This is a genomic window from Clostridium sp. KNHs216, assembly GCF_006714885.1.
In the GTDB taxonomy this organism is placed as follows: domain Bacteria; phylum Bacillota; class Clostridia; order Oscillospirales; family Acutalibacteraceae; genus Caproiciproducens.
This window is the reverse complement of record NZ_VFMF01000001.1, coordinates 3,593,267-3,620,111: the sequence shown is the minus strand read 5'-3', so window position 1 is coordinate 3,620,111 and position 26,845 is coordinate 3,593,267. Positions and strand designations below refer to the sequence as shown.

The window sequence follows — 26,845 nt, the reverse complement described above, 5'->3', positions numbered from 1 at the left end:
AAAAATTCCAACTGTTTTGAACTGCTGACGAAATTAGAAAGATTCCCGGATAAAAAGAACTCCGTCTTAAAAACATAGAAACTGAGTTTCTGTATAAAAGTCCCAAGCCGGTACAGAATATTAAAAAGTAATTTTTAATAAAGAGGTGCCGACCATGACAAATTTACATTGTGACGTAATGACCTGTGCCAACAACAGGGACAACTTTTGCTGCAGACCCGAAATTCAGGTCAGCGGCCGTCAGGCCCAGGACAGCGAGGAAACCTGCTGTTCTTCTTTTCTGGACGCGACGGATGGCGCGCAGAACTCTGTTGGCTGTTCCCTTCCCAATACGGCTCTGGACATCTACTGTGAAGCGGAAAACTGCCGGTTTAACTCAAACGAGCGGTGCGACGCGAATGAAATCAGCGTCCAGTCCGGAAACGCCCAGCCGCATTCACAGTCCGCAACGGCATGTGCCAGCTTTGAGAACAGATAGGATTTCGGAAATCCCCATAACAACAGACGGAATGAGCAGCGCCGCAGGGCACTGCTCATTTTTTATATCTGGAATTGATGGGGATATCTTCCTGTCATATTTTGTAACAATTGTTGTGATACGGTCATACATATGCTATACTGTTTGTGTTAATTTTACTTGTTGATTAGAAGGTGCTAAGATGAATCATAATAAAAACGACAGCAGGAGGGGACTGGCTCTTCTGACGGCCGGGCTGCTGCTTTTATCCGGCTGCGGCGGAAATAAGCAAACCGCTTCCAGCGCCGCTCCCGCGAGTTCCGCAGTACAGAGCGAGGTTTCTTCCGCGGTAAGTTCACAGGAGGCCTCCTCGGTGGCGCCGCCCGCATCCTCTCAGCCGGAAAATTCCGATGCGGTGCAGGAGAGCGCCAAAGCGGACGCAAGCTACCTTGACGACGCGGTCTTTATTGGGGATTCCGTCTCTCTGAAGCTGAAAAACTATGTCACCGCGAAGCGCAAAACAGAGGCGGGCTTCTTTGGGAAAGCCCAGTTTCTGGCCGCCGGCAGCATGGGCAGCGGCAATGCGCTGAAGCCCCTCGGTACTTCTTCCATCCACCCGCTCTATAACGGAAAGAAGGCTCTTCTGGAAGACAACGTTGCGGCGATGGGCGCGAAAAAAGTTTACATTATGCTGGGAGCCAACGACCTGGCCCTGTACGGCATTGACGGTTCCGTAGAAAACATGTCCAAGCTCCTTGCGAAGATTCAGGAAAAATCCCCGGACGCCAAGCTGTTCGTTCAGTCCGCGACCCCCATCATCAAGGAGCAGCAGATGACGACCCTGAACAATCCGAATCTTTCCGCTTACGACGCGAAGCTGGCGGAAATGTGCAAAAAGAACGGATATTATTACATTGACGTTGCGTCGGTCATGCGTGACAGCGACGGGAACCTGATTCCCGAATACTGCAGCGACCCCAACGACCTCGGAATCCATTTTACGGACAAGGCCTGTCAGGTATGGATTGATTACATTTTGACACATACTGTAAAATAAGGGAGAATACCGATGAAAAAGCTTTTATCATTGCTGCTCGCCGCGGCAATGCTCTGTTCTCTGGCCGCGTGCGGCGGCGGAACAAAACAGGCCGACCTGACCAAGGTGATGGCGGATATGAAGGCGGTCCTCTCCAATAAGGAAATGACGGAGTATTCCGCCGAGGACCTGATGCCGAATTACGGAATTGACACCGCAGACGTCAAGCAGTTTGCCGCCTACGTCGATTCGACCGGCATCAAAGGCGACGAGATCATCTTTCTGGAGGGAAAGGACGCCGACGCGGCCAAGCGGATCAAGGAAAAACTGGACGCCCGCTACCAGCAGAAGGAAACCGAAATGAAGGACTATCTGCCGGAGGAATACGCGATGCTGAAAAAATGCGGCGTCAACCAGAACGGAAATTACGTCAGCATGATCGTCTCTCCCCAATACGAGGAGCTGAATAAAATATACGATGCCGCGGTCAAGGGATAAACAGACGCGGAACGGCTTTCCTAAAAACAATGGTACAAAAGCCCGGAGGAACGTGAAATCATGTTCTTCCGGGCTTTTTTCCGCTTTACTCCCTCCGGCGTGCCGGGCACGCCACCTCCCTCGCAGAGGGAGGCAAGGATCAAAAGGCGGCAAACTTCTAATGTCACACTTTGATTTTGTCAAGCACCTCGCCGATGCTGCCCTGAATCACCAGATTGGCGTTGCGGTCCTGCGGGGTACTGGTGCGGTTGATCAGGACCAGCCGATCCCCGCCGTAGTAGTCGATCAGGCTTGCCGCCGGATAAACCGCAAGTGAGGTCCCGCCGATGATCAGCATGTCCGCGCGCTCGATCGCCTCCACCGCGCCGTACAGCGTGCGCTGATTGAGGCCTTCCTCGTACAGCACCACATCCGGCTTAACGGTGCCGCCGCAGGTACAGGTCGGAATTCCCGTGCTGTTCAGGATGAATTCCGCGTCGTAAAGCTTATGGCAGCACCGGCAGTAGTTGCGGTGAACGGAGCCGTGCAGCTCGTAGACCGTTTTGCTCCCCGCCGTCTGGTGCAGGCCGTCGATATTCTGCGTGACCACCGCGGTCAGTTTACCCGCCCGCTCCAGTTCGGCAAGCTTCCTGTGGGCGGCGTTCGGCTTTGCAGTCAGGCAAAGCATCTTGGCCCGGTAAAAATCGTAAAATTCTTTCATATGCGTTTCATAAAAACTGTGGCTCAGCATCGTTTCGGGCGGATAGCGGTAATGCTGGTGGTACAGTCCGTCCACGCTGCGGAAATCCGGGATTCCGCTTTCGGTGGAAACGCCGGCTCCTCCGAAAAACACGATGTGTTTGCTCTCGTCAATCATGCTCTGCAGCTTTTCAATATTCTGTTCCATTACACATCCTCCATTCTTCGCTCTTTCTATTTTGCGCCTATGGCGGCAATTTTTCAAGAGAAAATTCTTCCGGAATAAAAACACCCGGTTTGCATAACGGATTGATTTCGACTATAATAATACAGAATATAAAGACGGGGCGGTGGCTTTGAAAATGCAGGAAAAGGCTTTGAGAATCATCAACGAGGTTAAAAAAGCAGTGGTCGGAAAAGACGTGATTGTCCGGAAAGTGCTGATGGTGATTCTGGCGCAGGGGCACATCCTTCTGGAGGACATCCCCGGCGTTGGAAAAACGACGCTGGCCCTTGCCTTTTCCAAGGCAATGTCCCTTGATTACAAGCGGGTCCAGTTCACGCCAGACGTAATGCCGACCGATGTAACGGGATTTTCCATCTACAACAAGGCGACCGGCTTATTGGAGTACAAGCCCGGCGCGGCGCTGTGCAACCTGTTTCTGGCCGACGAGATCAACCGCACCTCCAGCAAGACGCAGTCCGCGCTTCTGGAGGTCATGGAGGAGGGCAGCATCACGGTCGACGGAATCGCCCACCCCACCCCGAAGCCCTATATCGTGATTGCGACCCAGAACCCCATCGGTTCGGTGGGTACGCAGATGCTGCCCGATTCCCAGCTCGACCGCTTTATGGTGCGGCTGACCATGGGGTACCCAGAGCTGCGCGACGAAGTGGAAATTTTGAAGCGCAAACAGGGCGAGGACCCGCTGGAATCGGTCCGCAAAGCCGCCGACGCGCGGGAAATCATCGCCATGCAGAACGAGACGGACACCGTTTACCTTTCAGACGATCTGTACGCATACATTGCCCGGCTGGTGGGCGCGACCCGTGAAAACGGCCTGGTCCGGCTGGGCGCGAGCCCGCGCGGCTCCATCGCGCTCGTCAAAATGGCGCAGGCGAACGCCTATCTTTCCGGCAGGGACTATGTGGTCCCGAAGGACGTGCAGTCCGTCTTCACCGACGTGGTGGAGCACCGGATGATTCTGAAGCCCCAGGCGAAAATAGGCAACGTTACCGCAGCCGGCCTGCTCAGGGACATTTTAAGGGATGTCCCCGCGCCCGCCGTCGCGCAGAAATAGGGGCGCGCCATGTTCCGCTGTCGTGCCGCCTACTGCGCCGTGCTTGCCGCCGCAATTCTGTTCTTTCTCTTTTTTAAAGAATATCTGGCCTTCTTCACGCTGGTGCTGATTCTTATCCTGCCGTTCTTCTCGTGGCTGTTTCTGGTGCTCGCCGTACGCAGAACAACGGCGGGGCTTGCGGCGCAGAATGTCACCCCATACAAAAATCAGGAATTTTCTCTGTATATTACCCTGAAAAACGCGTCCGCCTTTCCCCTGCTCCGCGCAAAGCTGCACTTCTCCTGTGTAAACTCCCTCAGCGGCGAAAGGCAGGAGCAAACCCTGTTCACGCCGGTAAACGCCCGATCGGAGCAAACCGCGGAATACCGGATGCAGTCCCGTTACTGCGGCCGTGTCTCGGTAAAGCTGACGCAGCTTCAGTACTATGATCCCCTCGGAATTTTTCGTATCAGCCGGAAACCGGACCTTCAGGCCGAATGCTTTATCGCTCCCCGGGTGCATCCGATCGATTCTTCCATCGATATGACGGCGGCCGCGGGCACCGAAAGCAACACCTACTCGGAAGAAAAGCCGGGAGACGACCCGTCTGAAATTTTCGACGTGCGTGCGTTCCGCAGCGGCGACCGCCTGCGCAGCATCCACTGGAAGCTCAGCTCCAAGCTGGACGAGCTGATGGTAAAGGAATTCGGCCTTCCGGTCGACAGCGGGATTCTTGTGCTGCTGGAGCTGCTCTCGCCGGACAGGGAGGTGCTGGACGCACTGATGGAAACAGCCGCCTCTTTATCGCATTTCTTTACGGAAAACCAGATCATCCACCGAATCGAATGGTACGGAAAAGAAGAGGACCGGCTGCATACGTCGCTGATTCAGAGCGACGAGGATCTGGCCTCTCTGCTGAACAGCCTGCTTTCCGCGCAGTCCTACCGCGAGGAGCCGTATGTCCTGAAGTCCCGCAGCAAGACGGAGCAGGACGCCGGAAGCTTTTCCCACGCCGTTTATATCACGGGAAAACTGACCGAAGCGCTTACGGAGCTTTGTGACCGGCCGAACGGGGAAAAGATCACCGTTCTGGCTGTCGGAGCAGAAACGGACGACGAACAGCTCCGGCTGGCGGACGCGCTGCGCGCGATGAACGCGGAAGTGGTAACGGTCTATCCTGAAAAAATTCAGCAGTGCCTTTCCGGCCTGATTCTATAAAGGAACAGGTGAGCCGCATGAATACTGAAAATCATCTGCCGGATTCCCCCGGCCTGAAAATTTCCCCGCCCCGCCTGAGCGGACAGACTCCGTCGCCCGTAAGGAACACGGTGTTCCGGCTGATGCTGATTCTGTCCGGCGTTTTCGGCGCGGGCTGGTGTTTTATTTCCGCCTTCGCGCTCCCCGTGTTTCCCCTGACGGTTTTATCCTACACTCTGCTGTTTACGGCCGTATTCGCGCTGATCCATTCCTTTAAACGCTTTCAGCCCCTGTTGCTGCTGGTCTTTTGTCTGGCGTACTGCGCGGCGGTCTGGTACCTGCGCCAATTGATTTTTCAGGGCTTCCTCATCACCGTCAACCGGATGATGACCGCCTACGCGGAGCATTCCGACTTTGAATTCCCCATTTACCTTGTTTTGGCCCCGGCGGCGCAGTATTCCCAGCTATGCACGCTGTTTGTGCTGTTTGTGCTGTTCCCCGTCACGGGCCTGATGAGCAACGCCGTCATCAAACGGAAGAGCTTCTGGCTGGCCTTTTTGTCCACGTTTCCCTTTTTGCTTGCGGCGCTGGCCTTTACGATCACGCCGTATTTCCCCGCCGTGCTTCTGCTGTTTCTCTGCTGGACGCTGCTGATACTGACGCGCCTGTCCGCCGAAAAAAAGAAGCGTTCCGCCAAGGCGAAGGGCTTTTCTGTGAGAAACGACGCGGTATCGTCCCGAAGCGGCCTGCTGATGATTCCGGCGGTCCTTATAAGCTTCGTGCTGATTATGGGCACGTTTCCCCCGCAGAGCTACCGGCATCCCGAGGGGGCGGAAAAGCTGCGCGCGGAGCTGATCGACACCGCGACGGACGGCACCTTTCTGAACGGCGGCAAAGCCTTTGCCGGAAACGTTTCCCATGTGGACCTGTCCGGCGCCGGAAAAGTGGAATTTACCGGAAAAACCGCCCTGCGCGTCAAGACGGACCAGCCGTATCCCCTCTACCTGAAAAGCTTTGCCGGAAGCGTCTATACCGGCTCAAGCTGGGAGCTGCTGCCGGATTCCGACTACACCGGCATCAACCAAAAGCTGGACGGACTGAACGTTCAGAACCTATCCGGGCAGTACGCCTCCCTGTCCCGCCGCGGAAATACCCCGGACTTTCAGCCGTTTGGGCTTCAGGTTCAAAATATCGCGGCGGCAAAGCAATGTATTTACGCGCCGTACAACCTGACCACTACCCCGCAGCAGATTTCGGGCGTGCGGTTTATCAACGATGCGTTTATCCGCTCCGGCGCTCTTTTCGGCACCGGGCAATACAGCTTTTACGCATACGCCCTGTCGGAAGAGGCGACCCGGTCCGCTCCGTGGAGTATCCTTTTCACGCTGGCCCCGAATTCCATGTTCAGAACAAGGGACGCGGCAGATTATTTAAACGCACAGAGCAGACTGGACAGCCTGAATTCCACTAATATTGCGGACTATTACAAAAGTACGCTTCCCGATGATCTTCTGAACAAACTGGATGGGGAAACCAAAACCTTTATCAGTAAGGAGCAGGAGTACCGGCTGTTTCTGTACGACAAATATACGCAGCTGCCGCAGGGTGCAAGAGAAAAGACAGTAAGCCTGATGAAGCAGGATGAGCGGCTGAACGGATTCTTTGTACAGGACTTAGCGAGTTCCTACTCTTATTCGTCTGTAGACAGCATTGCCAACGCGGTCAAAAGCTATCTGAGCGACCACTGTTACTATACCCTTTCGCCGAAAAAGCCGCCGAAGGGCAGAGACTTCGCCGACTATTTCCTGTCGGAGAGCCACGAGGGCTACTGCGTCCATTTTGCCACCGCCGCCGCCGTGATGCTGCGGGCCATGGGAGTTCCGGCCCGCTACGCGGAGGGGTATATCGTCACGACCGGGGATTATCTGAACGCGGGAAGCGACGGCTGGGCGGATATCCCCGACAGCCGGGCGCACGCCTGGGTGGAGCTTTACTCCCCGGGGCTGGGCTGGCAGCCGTTCGACGTCACGCCCGGTTTCAATCCGGCCCGGAATCTGACACAGGACAACAACCCGGTAAATCAGCCCCCGGTTCCTAGCGCGGAATCCAGCAATCCATCCGCGGAAAGCGCAGTGCAGAGCGAACCGGAAACCGCTTCTTCCCAGCCCGCGCAAACCGAATCGTCTCCGTCCGCAAGCTCCGCCCCCGGCGCGGGGCCGCAGGGAACCCCGGATCTGAGCAATTCCACTTTGCCGCTTGTCCTTATCATCGCTTCTATTGCCCTTCTGCTTGCCTGTACGGCGTTAAAGCACAGAATCGCGCTAGCACACCGTTTAAAATTATTTGCGCACACAGACGTCAACAGGGCCGCAATCGCGGTCTATGCCTATCTCACAAAGCTCACGGAATACGGCGGAGAAATCAGTGAGGAAATCAGCGGCCTCGCGCTGAAAGCCCGGTTCAGCCGTCAGGGAATCACGGAAAAGGAAAGAAAAGTGATGACGCACTATGCGGAGCAAACGGCGCGCGAATGCTACGGACGCCTGCCGAGGGCAAAGCGCTTCGCATTCAAGTATGTGGATAATTTGATTTAGCTGCGCAAAACGATCAAAAAGCACCGGGAGCGGATGGATATTCCGCTCCCGGTGCTTTCGCTTGTAAAATAAAAATCACAGTATTTCCAGTTGATTCTGCAACAAGATTGCGTTTCTCCCCCGCAAACTGAAATGGAATTGCCGTAGTTATTTTTGTGATGGTATTAGGCCTTGTTTGTAAAATCAAGAGCCTTGTCTTATTCGGCTAAAATCGCGCCTGACCGCGTCAAAAATGCTCGGCATACGGGCAGTATTCCTGCGTTTTTTTCCTTGTCAGGCACAATTTTATCACGAAAATCCGTCGGTTTTTAATTTACAAACAAGGCCTAGTCGGTGTTTATTTTGTCATCAGGCCGCAGATCTGATTGGAAAACGCGACCGGGTCGTCGATGCTGACGCCCTCGATCAGCAGGGCCTGCGTATACAGCAGGGAAGCGTATTCCTTTAAGGTATCCTGATCCTTCTCGTAAAGCTCGCGGAGCTTTGAGAAAACCGGATGGTTCGCGTTGATTTCCAGCACCCTCTGCGCCGTGACCTTCTCATCCGTCGGCATGGCGTTAAGCACCTTTTCCATCTCGATAGAGATCGCGCCGTCGGTGGAAAGGCATACCGGGTGTGTTTTCAGCTTCTGCGACAGGATCACCTGTTTGACCTTGCCGTCAAGGGAATCCTTCATAAAGGTCAGAAGGTCCTTGTTCTCCTCCACCTGCTTTGCGGCTTCCTTCTTTTCCTCCTCGGTTTCCAGCCCCAGGTCGTCGGCGGAAACGGAGCGGAACTCCTTGTCATCGTACTTCATCAGCATCCGCAGGGCGAACTCGTCCACGTTGTCGGTCAGATAGAGGATTTCGTAGCCCTTGTCCTTCAAGGCCTCGGTCTGAGGAAGCATATCTACCTTATCTGTGGTTTCGCCGCAGGCGTAGTAAATATATTTCTGGTCCTCCTTCATACGGGAAACGTATTCCTTGAGCGTGACCAGCTTCTTTTCGCCGGAGGAGTAGAACAGCAGCAGATCCTGTAGGACATCTTTATGCATGCCGTAATCCTGATAAATACCGTACTTCAGCTGCAGGCCGAAACTCTTGAAGAATTCCTCGTATTTTTCACGCTCGTTTTCCAGCATCGTTTCCAATTCGGACTTGATTTTCTTTTCCAGACGTCCGGCGATGATTTTCAGCTGGCGGTCATGCTGCAGCATTTCACGGGAAATATTCAGCGAAAGGTCCTGAGAGTCGACAAGGCCGCGCACAAAGCTGAAATAATCGGGCAGCAGGTCCGCGCACCTGTCCATAATCAGCACCCCGTTGGAGTAGAGCTGAAGGCCCTTTTCATAATCGCGGGTGTAGAAATTCATCGGCGCCTTGGCGGGAATGAACATCAATGCGTTATAGGTTGCGGTGCCCTCGGTGCTGGAATGGATCACCTTCATCGGATTGACGTAATCCATAAATTTACTCTTGTAAAACTCGTTATACTCGTCTTCGGTGATCTCATTTTTATTTTTCCGCCAGATGGGAACCATGCTGTTCAGCGTTTCGTTCTCGGAATAGGTTTCGTATTCATCCTTGCTGCCCTCTTTCAGACGGCTTTTCTCTACGTCCATCTTAATGGGGTAGCGGATGTAATCGGAATATTTCTTGACAAGGTTCCGGAGGGTATAGGAATCGAGATACTCGTCGTAATTGTTGTCGTCCGTATTCGGCTTGATCTTCAGAATGATTTCGGTGCCGTGGCCTTCCTTTTCGCAGGGCTCCATCGTATAGCCCGCGGTGCCGCTGCTTTCCCAGCGGTAGGCCTCTTCCACGCCGTACGGCTTGCTGACGACGGTTACCTTTTCGCTGACCATGAACGCGGAATAGAATCCCACCCCGAACTGGCCAATGATTTCAATATCTTCCTTCTGCTCGTTTTCTTTTTTGAAATTCAGCGAGCCGCTCTTGGCAATGGTACCGAGGTTGTTTTCCAGCTCCTCTTTCGTCATGCCGCAGCCGTTGTCGGTAATGGTCAGCGTACGGTTTTCTTTATCCGGAAGAATCTGAATGCAGAAATCATCCCGGTTCAGTCCGGTGTCGCCGTCGCTCAGCGTCCGGTAATAAAGCTTGTCGATGGCGTCGCTGGCATTGGAAATCAGCTCGCGCATAAAAATTTCGCGATGGGTATAAATGGAATTAATCATCAAATCCAAAAGGCGCTTGGATTCCGCTTTAAATTGTTTTACTGCCATAATCAACCTACCTCTGTCCATCAATTTTAGCACTCTCTAGTTTTAAGTGCTAAAAGTATTTTAATACAAGCCCTTGGAAAATGCAAGTAGGTGAATTGTTAATTTTTTGTTGCGAGCGGCACATTATGGCTCCGGAACATAGCTGTGGTCGACGGTAAGAACCACAAAATAGGTCGGGTCCAGCTTGTTGATCTCCTCCGTAATCCGCCGGGTTAGCTCGCTGTCGCTCACGGGGAACGCGAAGGAAACGCAGACGTCAAAAATCAGATTGGAGTGGGTGGTGCCCCACACCACACGAAAATCATGCATGCTGATTTCCGGAGAAATGCCCCTGATGATCTCCATAACCTGCTTTTTCAATTGGTTGGTGCGCTCGTCGTCCGTCACAATCGGGTCAAGATGGATCACGAGGTGGATTCCCTTTTCTCTGAGAAAGTCGCGCTCAATATTGTCGATGATATCATGGCTCACCATAATGTCCTGTCCGGCAGAGACCTCGCAGTGAACGGAGGCAAAGCAGCGCATGGGTCCGTAATTGTGGACGTTCAGGTCGTGCATCCCCAGAATCCCGTCGTAGCTCATGATTTTGGCGTAGATTTCATCCACCAGTTCTTTGGTGGGGGCCATCCCCAAAAGCGGATTGCTGGTTTCGACAATCAGCCGGACGCCCGTAATCATAATGAGCAGGGCGACGATCACGCCCATGTATCCGTCAAGGTTGAAGCCCGTAAAATAAGTGATCAGGATACCGGCCAGAACGGACAGGGTGGAAAACACATCGTTCAGGCTGTCCGCCGCGTTGGCGGAAACGGTGGAGGAGTCGATGGTGCTGCCGACCTTCTTATAAAACAGGCACTGCCACAGCTTGATCAAAGCCGATAAAATCAGCACGCCGATGGAAACCAGGCTGAATTCGGCGTCCTCCGGGTTCAGAATTTTATCGAAGGAGCTCTGAACCAGCTGAAAGCCGACCATCAGAATGGCAAACGACACAATCAGGCCGGAAAGATATTCAATGCGCGCGTGGCCGTACGGATGCTCTTCATCGGCGGGTTTTCCCGCCATTTTGAAGCCGACCAGAGTAACAATGGCCGAGCCGGAGTCCGACAGGTTGTTGATGGCGTCCGCGGTGATCGCGATGCTGTGAAAAAGAACCCCCGTTGTGATCTTCATAAGGAACAGCAGGATATTCGTCACAATCCCGACCGCGCCGGAAAATTTCCCGTACCGTTCCCGCACCTTGCTGTCATCCGTTTTCTGATAATCCTTCACAAACAAGCGAATTAAAAACTGAAACATAGCTACACCTCAAAAAGGCTGCCTCCACAGCAGTCGATTGCCGTAAACAGCGGAAAATCCTCTATCTGCAGCTCTTTCACGGATTCACAGCCAAGGTCCTCAAACGCAAGGACCTTGACGGAACGGACACATTTTGCCGCAAGCGCCCCCGCGCCCCCGATCGCGCACAGGTACACCGCCTGGTTGCGCCGGATGGCGTCGACCACCTCCGGGGAGCGGCCGCCCTTGCCGATCATGCATTTTAGCCCCAGGTCCAGCAGGCGGGGCGCAAACACATCCATGCGCGAAGAAGTGGTCGGCCCGCACGCGCCGATCGGCAGGTGCTCCGGCGCGGGTGTCGGCCCGGCGTAATAAATCGCGGCGTTTTTCAGCTCGAACGGAAGCGGCTCCCCACTGTCAAGCATAGCGAACAGCCGCTTATGCGCGGCGTCGCGCGCCGTGTAAATCGTGCCGCTCAACAGGATCCGGTCGCCCGCGCGCAGTGTTTTGGCGGCCTGTGCCATATCGTTCGTATGAATTTGCAGTCTGTCCATGCTAACCTCACAACTATCAGAATAGGGAACTGTAATACAGTTCCCTACCAATTTATTTTATTCTCATTTATTATAGCATATACCGGAATCAATTAAAACATATTTTTCTTTCTCAGTATCAAATAGGCAATCCCCATACAGACCAGGGAAAGCGATACCGGGAACCAGAAATTCGTCAACGGAATCCCGCTCACATTCATGCCGTAAACACCCGAAATAACGGTCGGGATGGAAATCAGGAGGGTAAGGGAAGCCAGAACCTTCATGACGATGTTCAGGTTGTTGGAAATCACGGAAGCAAAGGCGTCCATGGTACCCGACAGAATGTTGAGGTGGATATTCGACATTTCGATTGCCTGTTTGACTTCTATCAGCACATCCTCGACCAGATCCTGATCGTCGTCGTAAAGCTTGACGACGCGGCCGCGCATGATTTTTTCAATGGTAATTTCATTCGCTTTGAGCGAAGAAGAAAAGTACACCAGGGATTTTTCAATATCCAGAAGCTGAATCAGCTCGGAATTCTTCATGGATTTGCGGAGCTCCCGTTCCACAAAGTTGCTGATCTTATCGATCTGTTTTAAGTATTGCAGATACCGCGACGCGACGCGCAGCATAAAAAGAAGGACAAAGCGGGTTTTCATGTTGGTCTGAACGCCCTTGACAACGTCCTCCGAAAATTCATTGATAATCGGATTTTCCTTGGTGGAAACGGTGATCACATTTTTTTCCGTCAGAATAATACCGACCGGCGTGGTAGTGTACGTAATATTTTTACCGGCCTTTTCAATCACCGGGATATCGATGATGATCAGCGTGCTCTCATCTTCCTTGTCGATATGGGAGGATTCCTCTTCGTCCATGGCCGCGCGGAAGAAATCCGGTTCAATCTGAAAGTCGGCAATCAGGCTGTTGATTTCCTCGTCGTCCGGCGCCACGCAGTTGATCCAGCACCCGGCTTCACAGGAAGGAATCGGCGAGATGTGACCGTTGATCGTCTTGTAATAGGATAGCATTGCGCTCATCTCCTTTATGAAATTGAATGAAATGTCGACTTAAAGGGTCAGGTTTCACAATGCCACCCCCAGTATGTTCAAATTTGGATGTCTTTATTCCAAAAGCTATTATAACACAATATCAGGAGATTACAAGAGCAATCGGGGTATTTTGAGCAATATTTGTTCAAATCTGTTCTAAAATGCTCTACATGGCTCATTTTGAATGAATTAGGGCAATTCCTACCGGATTTTATCGTGTATTTTGGATAGAAAGCAAAAAACGGCGGATACGAAAACGTATCCGCCGGAAGACCGCTATGTACTGTTTCACTTATTTGCGGTTGAAAATCGACATGATGTCGGTGAAGTCCTCGTCGTCGATCGGGTTGGGCTTGCTGACCGGCTTTGCGGGCTCGTCCCGTTTGGCGTCCTGCTCGGGCTTGTCCGAAGGGAAAACCGTTCCGTTGGTAGTGGCAAAGCCCGTGGCGATGACCGTAACGCTCATTTCGTCGTCCATGTTTTCATCGAACGCCGCGCCCCAGATAATATTGGCATCCTGATGCGCCTGTTCGGCAATCATGGAGGAGGCAGTCTCAATTTCATCCAGACCGATGTCCGGCGAAGAGGTAATATTGATAATGACGCCCTTGGCGCCGTTGATAGCGGTTTCGAGAAGCGGGCTGGAAATCGCCATATTGGCGGCGGTTGCCGCTTTATCCTTGCCGGAAGCCCTTCCCACGCCCATGTGCGCGTAGCCGGCGTCCTTCATGACCGCGGTGACGTCCGCAAAGTCCAGGTTGACAAGGCCGGGCAGCTTAATCAGATCCGAAATGCTCTGTACGCCCTGACGGAGAACATCGTCGGCAATGGAGAATGCGTTGATAAGGGTGATGCGCTGTTCGCTGACCAGCTTCAGTCTTTCATTCGGGATGACAACAAGGGAGTCCACATGCTCACGCAGGGCGGTAATTCCGTTTTCGGCCTGCTCCATACGGCGCCGGCCCTCAAAATCAAAGGGCTTGGTCACAATTCCAACGGTCAGCACGCCCATGTCGCGCGCAATCTCCGCGACAATCGGTGCGGCGCCGGTGCCTGTCCCGCCGCCCATACCGGCGGTGATGAAAACCATATCGCTGCCCCTGATGGCGGCTGCGATGGCTTCGCGGCTTTCATCCGCGGCCTTCTGCCCCATTTCCGGCTTGGAACCCGCGCCCTTTCCGTGCGTGACTTTTTCCCCGATCTGTATTTTCTGTGTGGCCTTGGAACGGTAAAGCGCCTGTTTGTCGGTATTTACACTGATAAACTCAACGCCCTGAACGCCCATAGTGACCATGCGGTCAATCGCGTTTCCGCCGCCGCCGCCCACACCGATTACTTTAATCTGCACAATGTTGTCAAAGTCATTGTCAATCTCGAAAGACATGTGCTGCATCCCCCTTAATATACGTCTATCATTCGCGCCCGGCGGGCTGCCGCGGCTGCAAACATTATTATTTTTCTATAATATTAATTTAACACTTATCGGTCACAATTTCAATAAAATTCTATCTTATTCAGTATAGTATAATTCATGAATATTAATATTCATTATAAGAACTATCCACTGCTATTTTGTGAAGGCTGACTCGCTGTGGAGGAGGACGCGGGAGAGGAAGCCGAATAGCTGGGATCAAAGAAGGCGTTGTTGTCTTCCACCGCTACGGAAAGATTCAGCGTGCCCCGTTCGTTGTCCTTGATTTTTCCCGCATCGAAAATGCTTTTTGCAAAACGGAGTTTATAATCCAGATCGGACGACAGGCCAAGGTTCATAATGATGCGTCCATCGTAGACAACCTGGATTTTGTATGGATTGCTGAAATCCATCTCCGTAATTTTTTCAAACTTGTTGCCGCTGATCGCGGCGCTGAGGCTCTGAAAGGTCTCTTTCTGGGAAGCGTCCGCGTAAACGACGGCTTTCCCGACCTCGGCTTTGGAAAGCGAAAGCCCCTTGATGGCGGTGCAGCTTTCCGGCATCTTTTGCGCCAGCTCAAGCACCTTGCCGTTTGCGCTGACCACCGCGTATTTTCCCTTATACTCGATTGCGCCGGAAACGGCTTCCTCCGTTACCTCGATCACAATCTTGGCGGGAAGGCGCCGGGAAACCTTCGCCTTGCCGATATACGGCAGCTTTTGCTGGATAGCGGCCGCCGCGCTTCTGGTATGGGCAAGGAAAAGATTTTCCCCTTTTTGGATTCCTCCCGCCTGCACAATCGCCTGTGCCGGATAGCGGGAGGTCCCGGCAACCTCTATGGTCTCTATTTTAAACAGGACGGTCAGAGAAACAACAACCGCCCCCACAATCACCGTGAGAAACAGGAAAATGTAAAACAGCAGAAGGAACCGTCGCCTGCGCCTTTTCCGGTTATCCGCCCTGCGTTTCGGCGAAGCGTATTTTGCGCCGCCTCGCCCGCCCGCACCCTGTTCTTCCCATTCGGAGACAGGACGGTATTCCCCGCTTTTCTTGTCGTAGACGCGCGGGATGGCATCCTTCCTGTTTTTTCGGTTCCTGTCCATTTGTAATTCCTCCGGTAGTGGGATTAAATTCTTTTAATGTCCGCTCCCAGCATAGCCAGGCTCTTTTCAATGCTCTCGTAGCCGCGGTCCAGATGCTTCAAACCGGAAATCAGCGTGGTGCCCTGCGCCGCAAGCCCCGCTACAACCAGGGCGGCTCCGCCGCGCAAATCCGCGGCCTCCACCGGTGCGCCCGACAGCCGGCTGACTCCCTCGACGATCGCGACGCGCCCTTCCACCTTGATATTGGCTCCCAGGCGCATCAGCTCTCCGACATGCTTATAGCGGCTTTCAAAAATATTTTCAACAAAAATACTGGTGCCGTCCGCCAGCGTGGTCATTGCCATCACCGGCGCCTGTGCGTCGGTCGGGAACCCGGGGTACGGCATCGTCCGGATGCTTTTGACTCTTCCCAGCCTTTTCGGCGCCGTTATTTTAATGTTGCGATCCAGAATATCGATCTGGCACCCGCACTCTTCAAAAACGGGGATAACGGGGGAAATATGTTGGGGGATCACACTGGCAACCGTGAGCGTGCTGCCGGTAATCGCAGCCGCCGTTAAATAGGTTGCCGCCGCGATGCGGTCGGGAATCACGTTGTGTTCACACCCGGTCAGGCCTGTGACTCCTTCGATCACGACGGTGCTTTCTCCGGCTCCCTGGACTTTAGCGCCACAGGAATTAAGAAAATCGGCCAGATCCCAGATTTCGGGTTCACGCGCCGCGTTGGTGATGACCGTAGTCCCCTTTGCGCGGCTGGCCGCGATGATAATATTCTCCGTCGCCCCCACGCTTGGGAACGACAGATTGATACAGGCACCCTGAATCCCGTTCGGCGCGCTGCATTTCAGGCAGCCGTGGTCTTCGTTGATAATGACTCCCATTTTCCGCAGTGCCAGAAGATGCAGGTCAATGGGTCTGGGGCCAAGCTCACAGCCGCCGGGGAAGGAAAGCTCCGCTTTGCCCATCCGGCTGACGATCGCCCCCAAAAAAACAATGGAAGAGCGCATTTCACGCATCAGAAGGTCCGGAATCTCATATTCATTCGCACTGCTCGGGTCAATGGTCACGTCGCTGCCGGAGCGTTCCACATGGCAGCCAAGGTATCGCAGAATTTTTAAGGATGTGTCCACATCCGACAAAATAGGACAATTATGTAGTATGCACTGGCCACTACAGAGTAAAGAAGCCGCCATAAGAGGCAATGTGCTGTTTTTTGCGCCGTGGATATGGATTTCACCCTGTAATTTATTCGGTCCCTGTATTAAAAGCTCTGACATAACAACACCCCCACATAGTCTAATCACATACTATGCGGTCTTTTGTTCTGCTGTGAATTGCTTTCTCAGGTGCCTGCCAATACCTCTTTCATGATTTTGTAAATTCGTTCATTGGTATCAAGAATCGCCATACTGTGCGCGTTTTCCCCCAGCGACCGGATGGTTTCCGGCTGCTGGAAAAGGTCGTCCACCATTTTGCACAGGGCCGGGCCGGAAAGATCTTTTTCCTCTAAAATGGCGGCCGCTTTGCGGCTGACCATGGCCATTGCGTTGTGATACTGATGATTTTCCGCCACATTGGGCGACGGAATCAGAATAGCCGCTTTCCCCTGCGCCTGCAGCTCGCTGAGAGAAATTGCTCCCGCGCGGCAGATCACAAGGTCCGCGGCGGCAAGGCATTCGGGCATATTGTTGATATATTCCCGGACATCGATACGGGGATGCTCCGACAGATTCAGCCCCTTTTCTTTCAGCAGATCGGGGAACCATCCCCCCCACTGGCCGTAGCCGTGGATATGCTGGAAACGGTCCGTCCGGGCACTTTTGACAAGCAGGTCGGCAACGGCCTCGTTGATTTTACGGGCGCCAAGGCTCCCGCCGAACGAAAGGATCATGGGACGCTCGTCCAGGTGCAGCGCTTTGCGGGATTCCTCCCGGTTCGCGCGGATGACGGCCTGTCTTACCGGGTTGCCGGTAAGCACGCATCTGGCCGTCGGATCAAGATATTTCTGAGCGTCCAATACCGCGAGCATCGTTCTGTCCGCGTGTTTGGAAAGCATTTTATTGGTCACGCCCGGAAACGCGTTCTGCTCGTGGATGACCGCCGGAATTTTCATTTTCATCGCTTCGCGCAGGACCGGCCCGGCCACATAGCCGCCGGTACCCACACAGAGATCGGGCTGAAACTCCCGAATGATTTTGTGGGCCTCCCGGCTAGAAGTGAAAACGTGGACCACGGTCTTTACGTTCTTTTTGATGTTTTTCCAGCTCAGCTTACGCTGAAAACCGGAAATGGTGATACTCTCAAAGTCGAAACCCGCGGCGGGAACCAGCCGTTCCTCCATACCGCCTTTCGCGCCGACGTAAAGAATCTGTGCGTCCGGCTCCTTTTCACGAAGATACCCGGCAATGGCAAGCGCCGGGTTGATATGCCCCGCGGTGCCGCCGCCGGCAAATAGAACTTTCATGGCAATACCCCTTTTATATTGACCGCCAATGGCGGGTGCTAAGTTTTTTCAATCGCCGACGTTCGCGAAATGGAAAGCACGATTCCCATCTCCGCCAGCAGGATGACCAGCGACGTGCCCCCGTAGCTGAAGAACGGCAGGCTGATACCGGTGTTCGGAATGGTGTTGGTCACAACGGCGATATTCAGGACCACCTGAAGTCCGACCTGAACGACCAGTCCGATCCCGAGCAGCATGCCGAATTTGTCCTTGGCCTTGAGCGAAATGGTGATGCCGCGCCAGACCAGCATGGCAAACAGGATGATGATGATCAGCGCGCCGATAAAGCCCAGCTCCTCACAGACGATCGCAAAAATGAAGTCGTTCTGCGGCTCGGGCAGATACAGATATTTCTGTCTTGACTGGCCGAGCCCCAGCCCGAGCAGGCCGCCGGAGCCGATTGCGTAAAGCGACTGCCGCGTCTGCCAGGTGTCCTCCATAATCGCCTTGCTCGCCGTGGAAAAAGGGTCCAGCCAGGCGACGATACGGTCGTTGGCGTAGCTGAATTTCTGCGTGAACAGAACCAGATAAGCGACCGCCGCTCCGGCGCCGCCGAACGCAAGCCCGAACCAGCGCAGGCGAACCCCGCCGATAAACAGCATTACCCCGGCCAGAAGCACCATGATGACCGTCGCGGAAATATGGGGTTCCAGCACCAGCAGGCCGACTGTGGCGCCAAGAATCAAAATATACGGCAGAACGCCGTACCGAAAAGTATCCATCCGCTTAAAATTGAGGGAAATCAGGTGGGAAAACACCAGTATCACCGCGAATTTGGCGAGCTCTGACGGCTGGAACTGCCCTAACGGGCCCAGATCGATCCAGCGGTGAACGCCGTTGATTCGCGGCATAAAAAGCACAAGGGCCAGCATCATAAAGGACAAAAGCAGAAAGGGAATGGCGAACTTGTGCAGATGATGATAGTCGAAATACGAGATAAAAATCATTGCGGTAACCCCCAGAACCGCAAAAACAGCCTGACGGCTGATAAAGAAGTAGCTGCTTCCATGGCGGTAGTACGCGTTGGCATAGCTCGCCGAAAAGAGCATCACCAAACCGATGACAAGCAGGGTGAGAATCAAAAACAAAAAGGGCATATCCATGCCTGAACGTACGGAAAAGATCCGGAACTTTTTCCGGATTCCGTTTGGTACCGACTCCCTGGTATCCTCTTCTTTTTTCCGGGCACCGCGGGGGGCGGTATGGTCTTTTTCTTTTGTTCTCGTCATGGTATCCCCCTTTTTCCATCTCAGGGTGTGCATTCCAGTCTATTTAAGCATATGCGAAACAAAATATTTGTCATAATTAAATACTGCTCACGCGCAGCGAAAATATTCGATCAAAATCCATAATATACGAGAAGGGCGGAGCCGATGCCGAACAGCACCGTCACCAGGCCGAACACCCGGCAGATTTTCAGTTCTCCCCATCCGCACATTTCAAAGTGATGATGAATCGGGCTCATTTTAAAGAGCCGCTTTCCGTGCGTTGCCTTAAAGTAAGACACCTGAAGCACAACGGAAAGAATTTCGCAGATATAAACAATACCGAGCGGCAAAATCAAAATCGGAAGATTCAGCCCGAAGCCCAGAGCGCACACGATTCCGCCCAGGAAAAGCGAGCCGGTGTCCCCCATAAAGACCTTTGCCGGGTTCATATTCCAGATCAGGAAGCCGAGGCACCCTCCCGCGGCGGCGGCGGCAAAAATGCTCATGCCGTGAATGCCGATCATGCCGGAGATCAGCATGAAAAAGATACTTACGAAAAAAGTAACCGTGGCGTTCAGTCCGTCAATGCCGTCCGTGAAATTGACGGCGTTCACCATACCGACAATGCCGAGCAGCGCGATGACCCAGTACCAGACGCCCAGATCAACACTGCCCACAAACGGAATCAGCGTAGCGGAGGTGCTTCCGGCCAGGCGCAGCGAATAGAGATAGGAGGCCGCGATGATAAACTGCAGAACGAGCTTCTGCCGCACGTTCAGTCCCAGGTTGCGTTTCTTGACAACCTTGATATAATCGTCGAAAAATCCGACCGCCCCAAAGCCGATCGCCATCAGCAGGCCGCCGAAAACCTTCGTCCTCATCATCATTTCCAGGGAATTCTTTTCGGTCACGCTGTAATAAAGCGGCACACAGACCAGAACGGCAGCGACAATCCCGATCATAAACATAAAGCCGCCCATCGTCGGGGTACCGTTCTTCTTCTGGTGCCACTTGGGGCCGACCTCACGGATCGTCTGGCCGAAATTGATCCTGTGCAGAAAAGGTACCATCCATCTGCCCAGCAGAGCGGTGATTCCAAAGGAAAGAATAACCGCGGAAATGATCCAAACCGAGTTCATATGTTCTGACTCCACCTTTTTATCGTTGTCGCCCGCACACAGAGCACGGACATCATATTATACCATAATTCTTGTGTTTTTTTAATCCCCGATTTTAAGGCTGTTCAGCGCGTCGAGCACCTCGGCAAACGAAATCCCGCAGGCAATCGCCGCCGCGGCGGCGGCCAGCGCGGGACCGACCCAGTCCAGACTGTCGGCCGCGAGCCTGACCCGGCCGATCACGCCGACCCCGATCATTTCAAAGGCGGCAAACCCTTCCGGAAGCTTCCGGATATTTCTCGCCGTAAAGTCTGCGCTGTCGCTGACCGTGGAATAAGTAAGCGGCTTCAGGGCGGCGATTTCAGGCATGGCGGAAAAGGCGTAGTCCGCCACGCAGACCGCAAATCCGTCGGCGGCCGGGCTCTGGGCGTCGCAGAGAAGCAGAACCGTGGGCTGCACATCTTCCGGAACACTTTCCCCCACCGGCGCGAGCAAATAATTTTCGTGGCCGCAGAAAGACAGAATATCGTTCAGCACCGAAATAGTATGCCCCTTTTTATCGCTTACAGCAATCAGCTTTTTCCCTGAATGAAAGTTTGCCAAAATTGTCATCCCCCTGCTCTAAATGATTACTTACTCCACCTGATTCGGCTCTATAAATCCGACGGTTACCACTGTTCCGGGCGCCACCTTGGTGCCCTCGGCAATACTTTGAGAATTGGATACCGGGTTGGTCCCGTTGGTCAGCGCCGCGCCGGAAATACTGATATTGATTCCCGCGTCCGCGGCCTTCTTGTTGGCGGCGGAAAGGGAAAGCCCGGTCAGCTTCGGCACCGTGACCGTCTTGCTGGAACCCGAATCGTCCGTAAACAGCACCACCGTACCGTTCTGCGGAATGGTTTTGCCCGGTTCCGGAACCTGAGAAACAATTTTGTCCCCGCTTCCGTAAACCTTCGGCGTCAGCTTCATCTTGGCCAGCTCCGCTTTGGCTTCTGTAATGGTCTTTCCCACAACGTCCGGAGCGTTTACGTCAAGCTTAGCCAGCTCCGAATCGGTATATTTGCGTTCCACGCCAAGGTACGGCAGGATTTCCTCCATCGTTCTGGAGAAAACAGGGCCGGCTACGGCGGCGCCGTAGTAGCTGTCGCCGTGCGGTTCGTCAAAGAACACCAGCATGGCTACCTGCGGATCGTCCGCGGGGGCAAAGCCCAGATAGGACGCGATGTACTGCATGGTTCCGGTCTTCTGGAACACATCCATCTTCTGGGACGTACCGGTCTTTCCGCCGACGCGGTAGCCCGGCAGATAACCGTTTTTCGCCGTACCGATGGTGGCGTTGGTCTGCAGAATTTTGCACATGCGCTGGGAAATGTCGGTGGAAATCACCTGACGCTTCGGCGTTGTATCGGCGGATTTCACGATATTGCCGTCGGCGTCGATAATCTGACTGACCACATGGGGCTGCACCATGTAGCCGCCGTTGGCGACCGCGGCGGCCGCGGTAATCATCTGAATAGGCGTAATACTGAAGTTCTGCCCGAAGGATTCCGTGGCAAGCTCCACGGGGTTCAGCTGCGCGGCGGTATAATAAATGCTGCGCGACTCGCCGGGCAGATCGATGCCCGTCTTGGCAGTCAGGCCGAACGCGGTAAAGTACTTAAAGAAATTGTCGGGGCCCAGCCTTTCGCCGAGCTGTACGAAAACCGGGTTGCAGGAATTGCAGAGTCCCTGCACAAAGGTTTCGCTGCCGTGGCCGTACGACCTCCAGCAGTGAATCGTTCTGTCGGACACCTTGATGGAACCGCTGCAGAAGAAGGTCGAGTTTTCATTGACCACGCCCTCTTCCATTGCGGAGGAGCCCGTCACCATCTTGAAAACGGAGCCCGGATAATAAGTATCGCTGACCGACTTGTTTCTCCACTGCTTTTCCTGCGCGGCTTTCAGCGCGGCGGTTTTCTCTTTTCCCTCGGGCATCGCGGCAATCTGGGCGGCCTCTGTCTGGTCGGCCACGACAAACGGATTGTTCGGATCAAAGTCCCCTTTGACCGCCATCCCTAAAATCGCGCCGGTCTTCACATTCATGACGATCGCGCAGGCGCGGTTGCCGACCTTGTTAGTGATAACGCCTTCCTCCAGATTTTTTTCAAGGAAATGCTGCACCACCTCATCGATCGTCAGCACAAGGCTGGAACCGTTCTGGGCTTCCACCTTCTGCTCATACTGAAAGGGCATATCCGTACCGATGGCGTTTTTCGCGGTGACCAGCTTTCCCGGCACGCCGGTCAGATAGCTGTCGTACTGCTTTTCAATGCCGTAAAGGCCCTGGCTGTCCGTACCGGTAAAGCCCAGAACGGAAGCCGCGAACGCGCCGTACGGGTAATATCTTTTATAGTCCTCGATCAGCCGGATTCCGCTGCCGATGTCATTGTCCGCCTTGAACTTGAGGACCTCATCCTTTACATCCGTTTCCACCTTGCGCTTGAGCTCGTCGTAATATGTTTTTTTCTTGCTGCGCTCGATGATTTCGTTTTTGTCCATGCCCAGAATCTTCGCCAGGCCGTCCGCGATTTTTTCCCGGTTCTTATCCGTAATGAACGCGGGCTCCAGCACTACCTTCCACACGGTAGCGCTCTGGGCGAGCGGCTTCATATTGCAGTCATAGATCGTACCGCGCTGGGCGCTGATGGAGGTATCCTTCAGCTGCTGATCGACCGCGCGGGTCTGAAGGCTTTCCCCTTCCACCAGCTGCAGTCTGGCAAGACTGAAAATAATCGCGCCGAAACCGACGGCGATCAGCACGACCAGCACAAAGATCGTACGGCGCCACATTCTGATTGTCGTCCCTTTTGCCATTGCTGTTCCTCCAAAAAGACTATGTTACAAAAATGAGAGTCAAGATTTGCTCTCAACTCTCCTTTTTCGCATACCAAACCAAACGTCTCAACAAATTTGGGTAGTAATACTTATTTATCAATTATTTTTTTTATGACAATAATTGCAGGATAGAGTTCCAAAGCGAAGTAAGCCAGTTTTCATCCCCGCTCTTCTGGACAACCTGCGTTTTATCCCCCTTGGAAAGGGAGATCGGCTCCACCTGATTCTGTTCAATTTTTTTCAGGCCGAGCTGATTGGTCGCATAGTTTTCCACCGTCTGCAGGGAAAGCTGGGAGTCGGATTTCATTTGAAGCTGCGTATAGACGCTTTCGCTTTCGTTGAGCGTTTTTGTAGCGGCGTTCAGGTCCTCGGTCAGTTCGGTCAGCTGTACCTGCCCGTAAACCATGGTTCCCACAATGCCGACCATAATGGCAAAGGTCAGGAAAGTGGATACGGCGCGGAAGAAGTTGGTCTTTGTCCTTCTGTTTTGCTCCAGTTTTTCCTTGGGAAGTTCTATAATATTGCTTTTTCTGGCGGGTTCCTGCTGCTGTCGTTTTGGTTCAAACAATGCAAAATCATACGCTTCGTTGCTGTTTGGAGAAGCCATATTTTCACTTCCTGTCCTGAAATTTATTTTGAATGGATTTTTTACAATTTAATGCAGACGCGGAGTCTTGCGCTGCGGCTGCGGGGATTCTCTTTCAGCTCCGCCTCACCCGGGGCAAGCCCCTTTTTGTAGAGCAGCTCCGCCTTCGGCTTTTTGCCGCACACACAGACCGGAAAATCCGGCGGGCAGGTACAGCCCGTACACCAGGAAGCCATGCGCTGCTTGACGATTCTGTCCTCCAGTGAGTGGAACGTAATGACCGCGAGCCTTCCGCCGGGCTTCAAGATGGAAAACGCGGCGTCCAGTCCCTCGGACAGCCTGTCCAGCTCCCCGTTGACCGCGATTCTGAGCGCCTGAAAGGTTTTTCGTGCGGGATGCCCCTGTTCACGGCGGACCGCTGCGGGAACGGATTCTTTAATGATCTCCGCAAGCTCAAGGGTCGTCTGAATCGGTTTCTGCTCCCGGGCCTTTACGATCCCCTTTGCAATGCCGCGCGCATTCCTGTCTTCGCCGTAACGGCTGATGATCTGCGCAAGCTCCTGCCACGAGAGGCCGTTGACCAGATCCGCGGCGGAAACGCCCGTCTGGCTCATGCGCATATCAAGGGGTGCGTCTGAATGGTAGGAGAACCCGCGCTCCGGGTTGTCCAACTGATAGGAGGACACCCCTATATCGAGTAAAACGCCGTCGGCGGGGACAAGCTTCAGGCTTGCCGCCACTTCGGCCATTTCGGAGAAATTCGCCTGATAAACAGTGGAACAGCGGTAGGATTTCAGCCTTTCGGTCACGGCTTTGACCGCGTCGGGATCCTGGTCGATGGAAAGGAGTCTGCCCGCAGTCAGCCGGTCCGCAATGGCCTGCGAATGCCCGCCGCCGCCCGCGGTCCCGTCAATATAGACGCCATCCGGATGAATATTGAGGCTTTCAATGGTTTCATCAAATAAAACCGGCTTATGAAGAAATTCCATACTGATACCGCCCGCTTAAAGCTCAAGCATATCCATTGCTTCGGCTATGCTTTCCTCTGTCAAATTGGAATTGAAGTCGTTCCAGCGTTTGCTGTCCCAAATTTCCGCCCGGCTTGACGTACCGATGAAGGTCACGTCTTTTGTAAGCTGCGCGTGGTCGCGCAGGACCTGCGGAATGAGGATACGCCCCTGCTTGTCCGGTTCGACTTCCGCCGCGCCGGAAAAGAAAAAGCGCTGAAGGCCTCTCGCTTTGGAAATCGGCATTGCCTTTACCTTCTCCTGAAGCCTTGTCCACTCCTCTGGTGAAAGCACAAACAGACAGCCGTCCAGCCCTTTTGTGATGTAAAAATGCTCGCCCAGATCCTCACGGAATCTGGCCGGAACAATCACACGGCCTTTCGCGTCTATATTATGTTGGTACTCGCCGATCAACATTGCAAGCCACTTTTCGGGTAAAAGCACGTCTTGAAAACCACTTTGTGCTACTTACCCCCACCTTTCACCACTTGTGTTTTGATTATAGCGTATTTATTTTTAAAATGCAACTGTTATTTTTTTAATTATGTCAACCAAATTCCCTTGTTTTCGCAAATAAAATCCTATATTGGTGCATCAAAAAAACCGCGGTACAACATCTTGTACCACGGTTTATGAGTAATTGGAAAAATTTGTTTAATTTTGACCGGAACGCTGGGACGCTTTAATATTCTGCCTGGTCTGGCGAAGCTCCGCAAGGTTGGCGGCAAGACCGTCGTCCGTGCGTTTCATCAGATCGTCTATGTAATCGTTGGAGGCCTTGCGCATTTCCCGGAATTTCGCCTGCGCCTGACTGAGCAGATCGTTTGCCTTCTGCTGTGCCTGTTTTACGATTTCATCCTGATTTACCATGGCCTTGGCGCGTTCCTCCGCCACACGGACGACAGTCTCGGCCTCGCGCTTTGCGTCGCTGATGATCTGCGCGCGGTCCGCGCAGATTGCCTTTGCCTGCCGGATTTCCTGCGGAAGGCTTTCGCGGATTTCATCAAGGATCTGTTTTACCTCATCACCGTCCAGCACCGCGCGGCCGCGGCTGAGAGGGAGGCTCCATGCCTTCTCTACCATATCGTACAGTTCGTCGATTAAATCTTCGGTGTTTAACTCACTCATCGTGCGGTTCCTCCCCTGCATTTAATCTTTCTTTCATGTCACCCAAAATACACTCCGGCACGAAATTGGAAATGTCCCCGCCGAAACGGGCGATCTGTTTGACAATGCTGGAGCTTAAAAACATATTTTCGGCGCTTGTGGTCAGGAACATGGTTTCCAGATTGGGATTCAGCTTTTTATTGGTAAGCGCCTGCTGAAATTCATATTCAAAGTCCGACAGGGCCCGCAGCCCCTTGACAATTGCCGTCACGCCGCGCTCGCGGGCATAATCGGCAAGCAGCCCGTCGAAACCGACCACTTCCACGTCACCCATCTTACAGGTGCAGCGTTTCAGAAGCTCGATTCGTTCCTCCACCGTGAACAGTGTGTGCTTTTCCGGATTTACCAAAACGGCGACAATGGTCTTGTCAAAAACCTTGCGTGACCGGTTGATAATGTCCAGATGGCCTAAGGTAACCGGGTCGAAGCTGCCCGGGCAAATTGCAATTTTCATGATTCGGTCACGTCCTTATGTCTGTATAGGGTAAGCTGGATTTTGCCGTGGCGGTAACTGCGGGCACGGATAAAATCGCCCGCTGTTTCCGGCATTTCCTCGTCGTGGGGATGCTCGCAGATAATCGTCCCGCCCGTGTTCATCACCTGTGCGGTCATCGGCAGCGCCCGCTGAAGCAGCCCGGTACGGTAGGGCGGGTCCAGAAACGCAAGGTCAAAGTGCTCGCGGTTCTGCAGCAGAAAAGCGGCGAAATCCATGGTTTTGATCACCGCGTTTTCGGCAAGGCCGGTATGTTCCAGATTTTTCTCCACGACAGCAATGGAATTCCTGCTCGCATCGACAAAAACCGTCTGCTTTGCGCCCCGGCTCAGCGCTTCAATCCCAAGCTGGCCGGAACCGGCAAAAAGGTCCAGCACCCGCCTGCCCTCAATCTGAAACTGAATGACACTGAACAACGCTTCCTTGACTCTCTCCGGCGTAGGACGGACGCTTTCGCCCTCCAGTGTGGTCAGCCGCGAACCGCGGGCAGACCCGGTGATTACTCTCATATATGGATCTCCTTAAAAATTACAAAATAATCCTAT

At 53.5% G+C, this 26,845-nt stretch carries 25 protein-coding genes; 6 read left to right on the top strand and 19 right to left on the bottom strand.

Annotation, left to right across the window (positions count from 1 at the left end; all coding sequences use genetic code 11):
- Positions 1 to 154: 154 nt before the first annotated feature.
- The 3 genes from LY85_RS17370 (at position 155) to LY85_RS17360 (ending at position 1,991) form a co-directional block, all read left to right on the top strand.
- On the top strand, positions 155 to 478 hold the full coding sequence (locus LY85_RS17370; protein WP_038323352.1) for a DUF1540 domain-containing protein: 324 nt from the start codon (positions 155 to 157) through the stop codon (positions 476 to 478).
- A gap of 181 nt (positions 479 to 659) precedes the next feature.
- The gene (locus LY85_RS17365) at positions 660 to 1,514 is read left to right on the top strand and encodes a GDSL-type esterase/lipase family protein (protein WP_141827655.1); all 855 of its coding nucleotides are present in this window, start codon (positions 660 to 662) and stop codon (positions 1,512 to 1,514) included.
- Between the two features lie 12 nt (positions 1,515 to 1,526).
- Positions 1,527 to 1,991 carry a DUF4358 domain-containing protein gene (locus tag LY85_RS17360; RefSeq protein ID WP_141827654.1) on the top strand — a complete coding sequence of 155 codons (465 nt, stop codon included), beginning with the start codon at positions 1,527 to 1,529 and terminating at the stop codon, positions 1,989 to 1,991.
- A 163-nt stretch (positions 1,992 to 2,154) separates the two neighbouring features.
- Here the strand turns inward: LY85_RS17360 and LY85_RS17355 are convergent, their stop codons facing one another.
- Positions 2,155 to 2,877, bottom strand: a complete 723-nt coding sequence (locus tag LY85_RS17355; RefSeq protein WP_141827653.1) for an NAD-dependent protein deacylase — start codon at positions 2,875 to 2,877, stop codon at positions 2,155 to 2,157.
- A gap of 154 nt (positions 2,878 to 3,031) precedes the next feature.
- On the opposite strand from LY85_RS17355, the gene LY85_RS17350 reads away from it, so the two are divergent.
- Genes LY85_RS17350 through LY85_RS17340 form a run of 3 tightly spaced genes read left to right on the top strand, consistent with a single transcriptional unit; the run spans position 3,032 to position 7,740 of the window.
- Positions 3,032 to 3,970 carry a MoxR family ATPase gene (locus LY85_RS17350; RefSeq protein WP_141828186.1) on the top strand — a complete coding sequence of 313 codons (939 nt, stop codon included), beginning with the start codon at positions 3,032 to 3,034 and terminating at the stop codon, positions 3,968 to 3,970.
- 9 nt (positions 3,971 to 3,979) lie between these two features.
- Positions 3,980 to 5,167, top strand: a complete 1,188-nt coding sequence (locus LY85_RS17345) for a DUF58 domain-containing protein (protein ID WP_141827652.1) — start codon at positions 3,980 to 3,982, stop codon at positions 5,165 to 5,167.
- Between the two features lie 17 nt (positions 5,168 to 5,184).
- Complete coding sequence (locus LY85_RS17340; protein WP_141827651.1) at positions 5,185 to 7,740, top strand: transglutaminaseTgpA domain-containing protein; 2,556 nt, start codon at positions 5,185 to 5,187, stop codon at positions 7,738 to 7,740.
- 337 nt (positions 7,741 to 8,077) lie between these two features.
- Here the strand turns inward: LY85_RS17340 and htpG are convergent, their stop codons facing one another.
- The 18 genes from htpG to rsmD form a co-directional block, all read right to left on the bottom strand.
- Positions 8,078 to 9,961: a molecular chaperone HtpG gene (gene htpG / locus LY85_RS17335; RefSeq protein WP_141827650.1), complete on the bottom strand. Its 1,884-nt coding sequence runs from the start codon at positions 9,959 to 9,961 to the stop codon at positions 8,078 to 8,080.
- Between the two features lie 123 nt (positions 9,962 to 10,084).
- A complete protein-coding gene (locus LY85_RS17330) occupies positions 10,085 to 11,260 on the bottom strand; it encodes a cation diffusion facilitator family transporter (RefSeq protein ID WP_141827649.1) in 1,176 nt (391 codons plus the stop codon).
- A 2-nt stretch (positions 11,261 to 11,262) separates the two neighbouring features.
- Positions 11,263 to 11,793: a FumA C-terminus/TtdB family hydratase beta subunit gene (locus tag LY85_RS17325; protein ID WP_038323339.1), complete on the bottom strand. Its 531-nt coding sequence runs from the start codon at positions 11,791 to 11,793 to the stop codon at positions 11,263 to 11,265.
- Between the two features lie 92 nt (positions 11,794 to 11,885).
- Positions 11,886 to 12,809 carry a magnesium transporter CorA family protein gene (locus tag LY85_RS17320; protein ID WP_141827648.1) on the bottom strand — a complete coding sequence of 308 codons (924 nt, stop codon included), beginning with the start codon at positions 12,807 to 12,809 and terminating at the stop codon, positions 11,886 to 11,888.
- 313 nt (positions 12,810 to 13,122) lie between these two features.
- Positions 13,123 to 14,214, bottom strand: a complete 1,092-nt coding sequence (gene ftsZ / locus LY85_RS17315) for a cell division protein FtsZ (protein WP_038323336.1) — start codon at positions 14,212 to 14,214, stop codon at positions 13,123 to 13,125.
- Between the two features lie 173 nt (positions 14,215 to 14,387).
- Positions 14,388 to 15,344, bottom strand: coding sequence for an FtsQ-type POTRA domain-containing protein (locus LY85_RS17310; protein WP_141827647.1), 957 nt, complete (start codon positions 15,342 to 15,344; stop codon positions 14,388 to 14,390).
- 23 nt (positions 15,345 to 15,367) lie between these two features.
- Complete coding sequence (gene murA / locus LY85_RS17305) at positions 15,368 to 16,621, bottom strand: UDP-N-acetylglucosamine 1-carboxyvinyltransferase (protein WP_038323335.1); 1,254 nt, start codon at positions 16,619 to 16,621, stop codon at positions 15,368 to 15,370.
- A 65-nt stretch (positions 16,622 to 16,686) separates the two neighbouring features.
- A complete protein-coding gene (gene murG / locus LY85_RS17300) occupies positions 16,687 to 17,808 on the bottom strand; it encodes an undecaprenyldiphospho-muramoylpentapeptide beta-N-acetylglucosaminyltransferase (protein ID WP_141827646.1) in 1,122 nt (373 codons plus the stop codon).
- A gap of 38 nt (positions 17,809 to 17,846) precedes the next feature.
- Positions 17,847 to 18,950, bottom strand: a complete 1,104-nt coding sequence (gene ftsW / locus LY85_RS17295) for a putative lipid II flippase FtsW (RefSeq protein WP_347562456.1) — start codon at positions 18,948 to 18,950, stop codon at positions 17,847 to 17,849.
- Positions 18,951 to 19,186: 236 nt separating this feature from the next.
- Positions 19,187 to 20,194, bottom strand: a complete 1,008-nt coding sequence (gene mraY, locus LY85_RS17290; protein ID WP_141827645.1) for a phospho-N-acetylmuramoyl-pentapeptide-transferase — start codon at positions 20,192 to 20,194, stop codon at positions 19,187 to 19,189.
- An 81-nt stretch (positions 20,195 to 20,275) separates the two neighbouring features.
- Positions 20,276 to 20,776, bottom strand: coding sequence for a hypothetical protein (locus LY85_RS17285; RefSeq protein WP_141827644.1), 501 nt, complete (start codon positions 20,774 to 20,776; stop codon positions 20,276 to 20,278).
- A gap of 30 nt (positions 20,777 to 20,806) precedes the next feature.
- The gene (locus tag LY85_RS17280; protein WP_038323331.1) at positions 20,807 to 23,026 is read right to left on the bottom strand and encodes a penicillin-binding transpeptidase domain-containing protein; all 2,220 of its coding nucleotides are present in this window, start codon (positions 23,024 to 23,026) and stop codon (positions 20,807 to 20,809) included.
- A gap of 130 nt (positions 23,027 to 23,156) precedes the next feature.
- Positions 23,157 to 23,654, bottom strand: coding sequence for a hypothetical protein (locus LY85_RS17275; RefSeq protein ID WP_038323330.1), 498 nt, complete (start codon positions 23,652 to 23,654; stop codon positions 23,157 to 23,159).
- A 41-nt stretch (positions 23,655 to 23,695) separates the two neighbouring features.
- Positions 23,696 to 24,622 carry a 16S rRNA (cytosine(1402)-N(4))-methyltransferase RsmH gene (gene rsmH, locus LY85_RS17270; RefSeq protein ID WP_141827643.1) on the bottom strand — a complete coding sequence of 309 codons (927 nt, stop codon included), beginning with the start codon at positions 24,620 to 24,622 and terminating at the stop codon, positions 23,696 to 23,698.
- A 15-nt stretch (positions 24,623 to 24,637) separates the two neighbouring features.
- Entirely contained in the window at positions 24,638 to 25,057 is a 420-nt protein-coding gene (gene mraZ, locus LY85_RS17265) for a division/cell wall cluster transcriptional repressor MraZ (RefSeq protein WP_038323326.1), read from the bottom strand.
- 237 nt (positions 25,058 to 25,294) lie between these two features.
- Positions 25,295 to 25,768: an ATP synthase F0 subunit B gene (locus LY85_RS17260; protein WP_141827642.1), complete on the bottom strand. Its 474-nt coding sequence runs from the start codon at positions 25,766 to 25,768 to the stop codon at positions 25,295 to 25,297.
- Positions 25,761 to 26,261: a pantetheine-phosphate adenylyltransferase gene (gene coaD, locus LY85_RS17255; RefSeq protein WP_141827641.1), complete on the bottom strand. Its 501-nt coding sequence runs from the start codon at positions 26,259 to 26,261 to the stop codon at positions 25,761 to 25,763. Before coaD ends, LY85_RS17260 begins: the two co-directional genes overlap by 8 nt.
- A complete protein-coding gene (gene rsmD, locus LY85_RS17250) occupies positions 26,258 to 26,809 on the bottom strand; it encodes a 16S rRNA (guanine(966)-N(2))-methyltransferase RsmD (RefSeq protein ID WP_141827640.1) in 552 nt (183 codons plus the stop codon). Before rsmD ends, coaD begins: the two co-directional genes overlap by 4 nt.
- Positions 26,810 to 26,845: the final 36 nt, after the last annotated feature.

Coding starts and splice junctions, on each gene's coding strand:
- LY85_RS17370 (WP_038323352.1), top strand. CDS start 155: ATGACAAATTTACATTGTGACGTAATGACCTGTGCCAACAACAGGGAC.
- LY85_RS17365 (WP_141827655.1), top strand. CDS start 660: ATGAATCATAATAAAAACGACAGCAGGAGGGGACTGGCTCTTCTGACG.
- LY85_RS17360 (WP_141827654.1), top strand. CDS start 1,527: ATGAAAAAGCTTTTATCATTGCTGCTCGCCGCGGCAATGCTCTGTTCT.
- LY85_RS17355 (WP_141827653.1), bottom strand. CDS start 2,877: ATGGAACAGAATATTGAAAAGCTGCAGAGCATGATTGACGAGAGCAAA.
- LY85_RS17350 (WP_141828186.1), top strand. CDS start 3,032: ATGCAGGAAAAGGCTTTGAGAATCATCAACGAGGTTAAAAAAGCAGTG.
- LY85_RS17345 (WP_141827652.1), top strand. CDS start 3,980: ATGTTCCGCTGTCGTGCCGCCTACTGCGCCGTGCTTGCCGCCGCAATT.
- LY85_RS17340 (WP_141827651.1), top strand. CDS start 5,185: ATGAATACTGAAAATCATCTGCCGGATTCCCCCGGCCTGAAAATTTCC.
- htpG (WP_141827650.1), bottom strand. CDS start 9,961: ATGGCAGTAAAACAATTTAAAGCGGAATCCAAGCGCCTTTTGGATTTG.
- LY85_RS17330 (WP_141827649.1), bottom strand. CDS start 11,260: ATGTTTCAGTTTTTAATTCGCTTGTTTGTGAAGGATTATCAGAAAACG.
- LY85_RS17325 (WP_038323339.1), bottom strand. CDS start 11,793: ATGGACAGACTGCAAATTCATACGAACGATATGGCACAGGCCGCCAAA.
- LY85_RS17320 (WP_141827648.1), bottom strand. CDS start 12,809: ATGCTATCCTATTACAAGACGATCAACGGTCACATCTCGCCGATTCCT.
- ftsZ (WP_038323336.1), bottom strand. CDS start 14,214: ATGTCTTTCGAGATTGACAATGACTTTGACAACATTGTGCAGATTAAA.
- LY85_RS17310 (WP_141827647.1), bottom strand. CDS start 15,344: ATGGACAGGAACCGAAAAAACAGGAAGGATGCCATCCCGCGCGTCTAC.
- murA (WP_038323335.1), bottom strand. CDS start 16,621: ATGTCAGAGCTTTTAATACAGGGACCGAATAAATTACAGGGTGAAATC.
- murG (WP_141827646.1), bottom strand. CDS start 17,808: ATGAAAGTTCTATTTGCCGGCGGCGGCACCGCGGGGCATATCAACCCG.
- ftsW (WP_347562456.1), bottom strand. CDS start 18,950: ATGGATATGCCCTTTTTGTTTTTGATTCTCACCCTGCTTGTCATCGGT.
- mraY (WP_141827645.1), bottom strand. CDS start 20,194: ATGAACTCGGTTTGGATCATTTCCGCGGTTATTCTTTCCTTTGGAATC.
- LY85_RS17280 (WP_038323331.1), bottom strand. CDS start 23,026: ATGGCAAAAGGGACGACAATCAGAATGTGGCGCCGTACGATCTTTGTG.
- LY85_RS17275 (WP_038323330.1), bottom strand. CDS start 23,654: ATGGCTTCTCCAAACAGCAACGAAGCGTATGATTTTGCATTGTTTGAA.
- rsmH (WP_141827643.1), bottom strand. CDS start 24,622: ATGGAATTTCTTCATAAGCCGGTTTTATTTGATGAAACCATTGAAAGC.
- mraZ (WP_038323326.1), bottom strand. CDS start 25,057: ATGTTGATCGGCGAGTACCAACATAATATAGACGCGAAAGGCCGTGTG.
- LY85_RS17260 (WP_141827642.1), bottom strand. CDS start 25,768: ATGAGTGAGTTAAACACCGAAGATTTAATCGACGAACTGTACGATATG.
- coaD (WP_141827641.1), bottom strand. CDS start 26,261: ATGAAAATTGCAATTTGCCCGGGCAGCTTCGACCCGGTTACCTTAGGC.
- rsmD (WP_141827640.1), bottom strand. CDS start 26,809: ATGAGAGTAATCACCGGGTCTGCCCGCGGTTCGCGGCTGACCACACTG.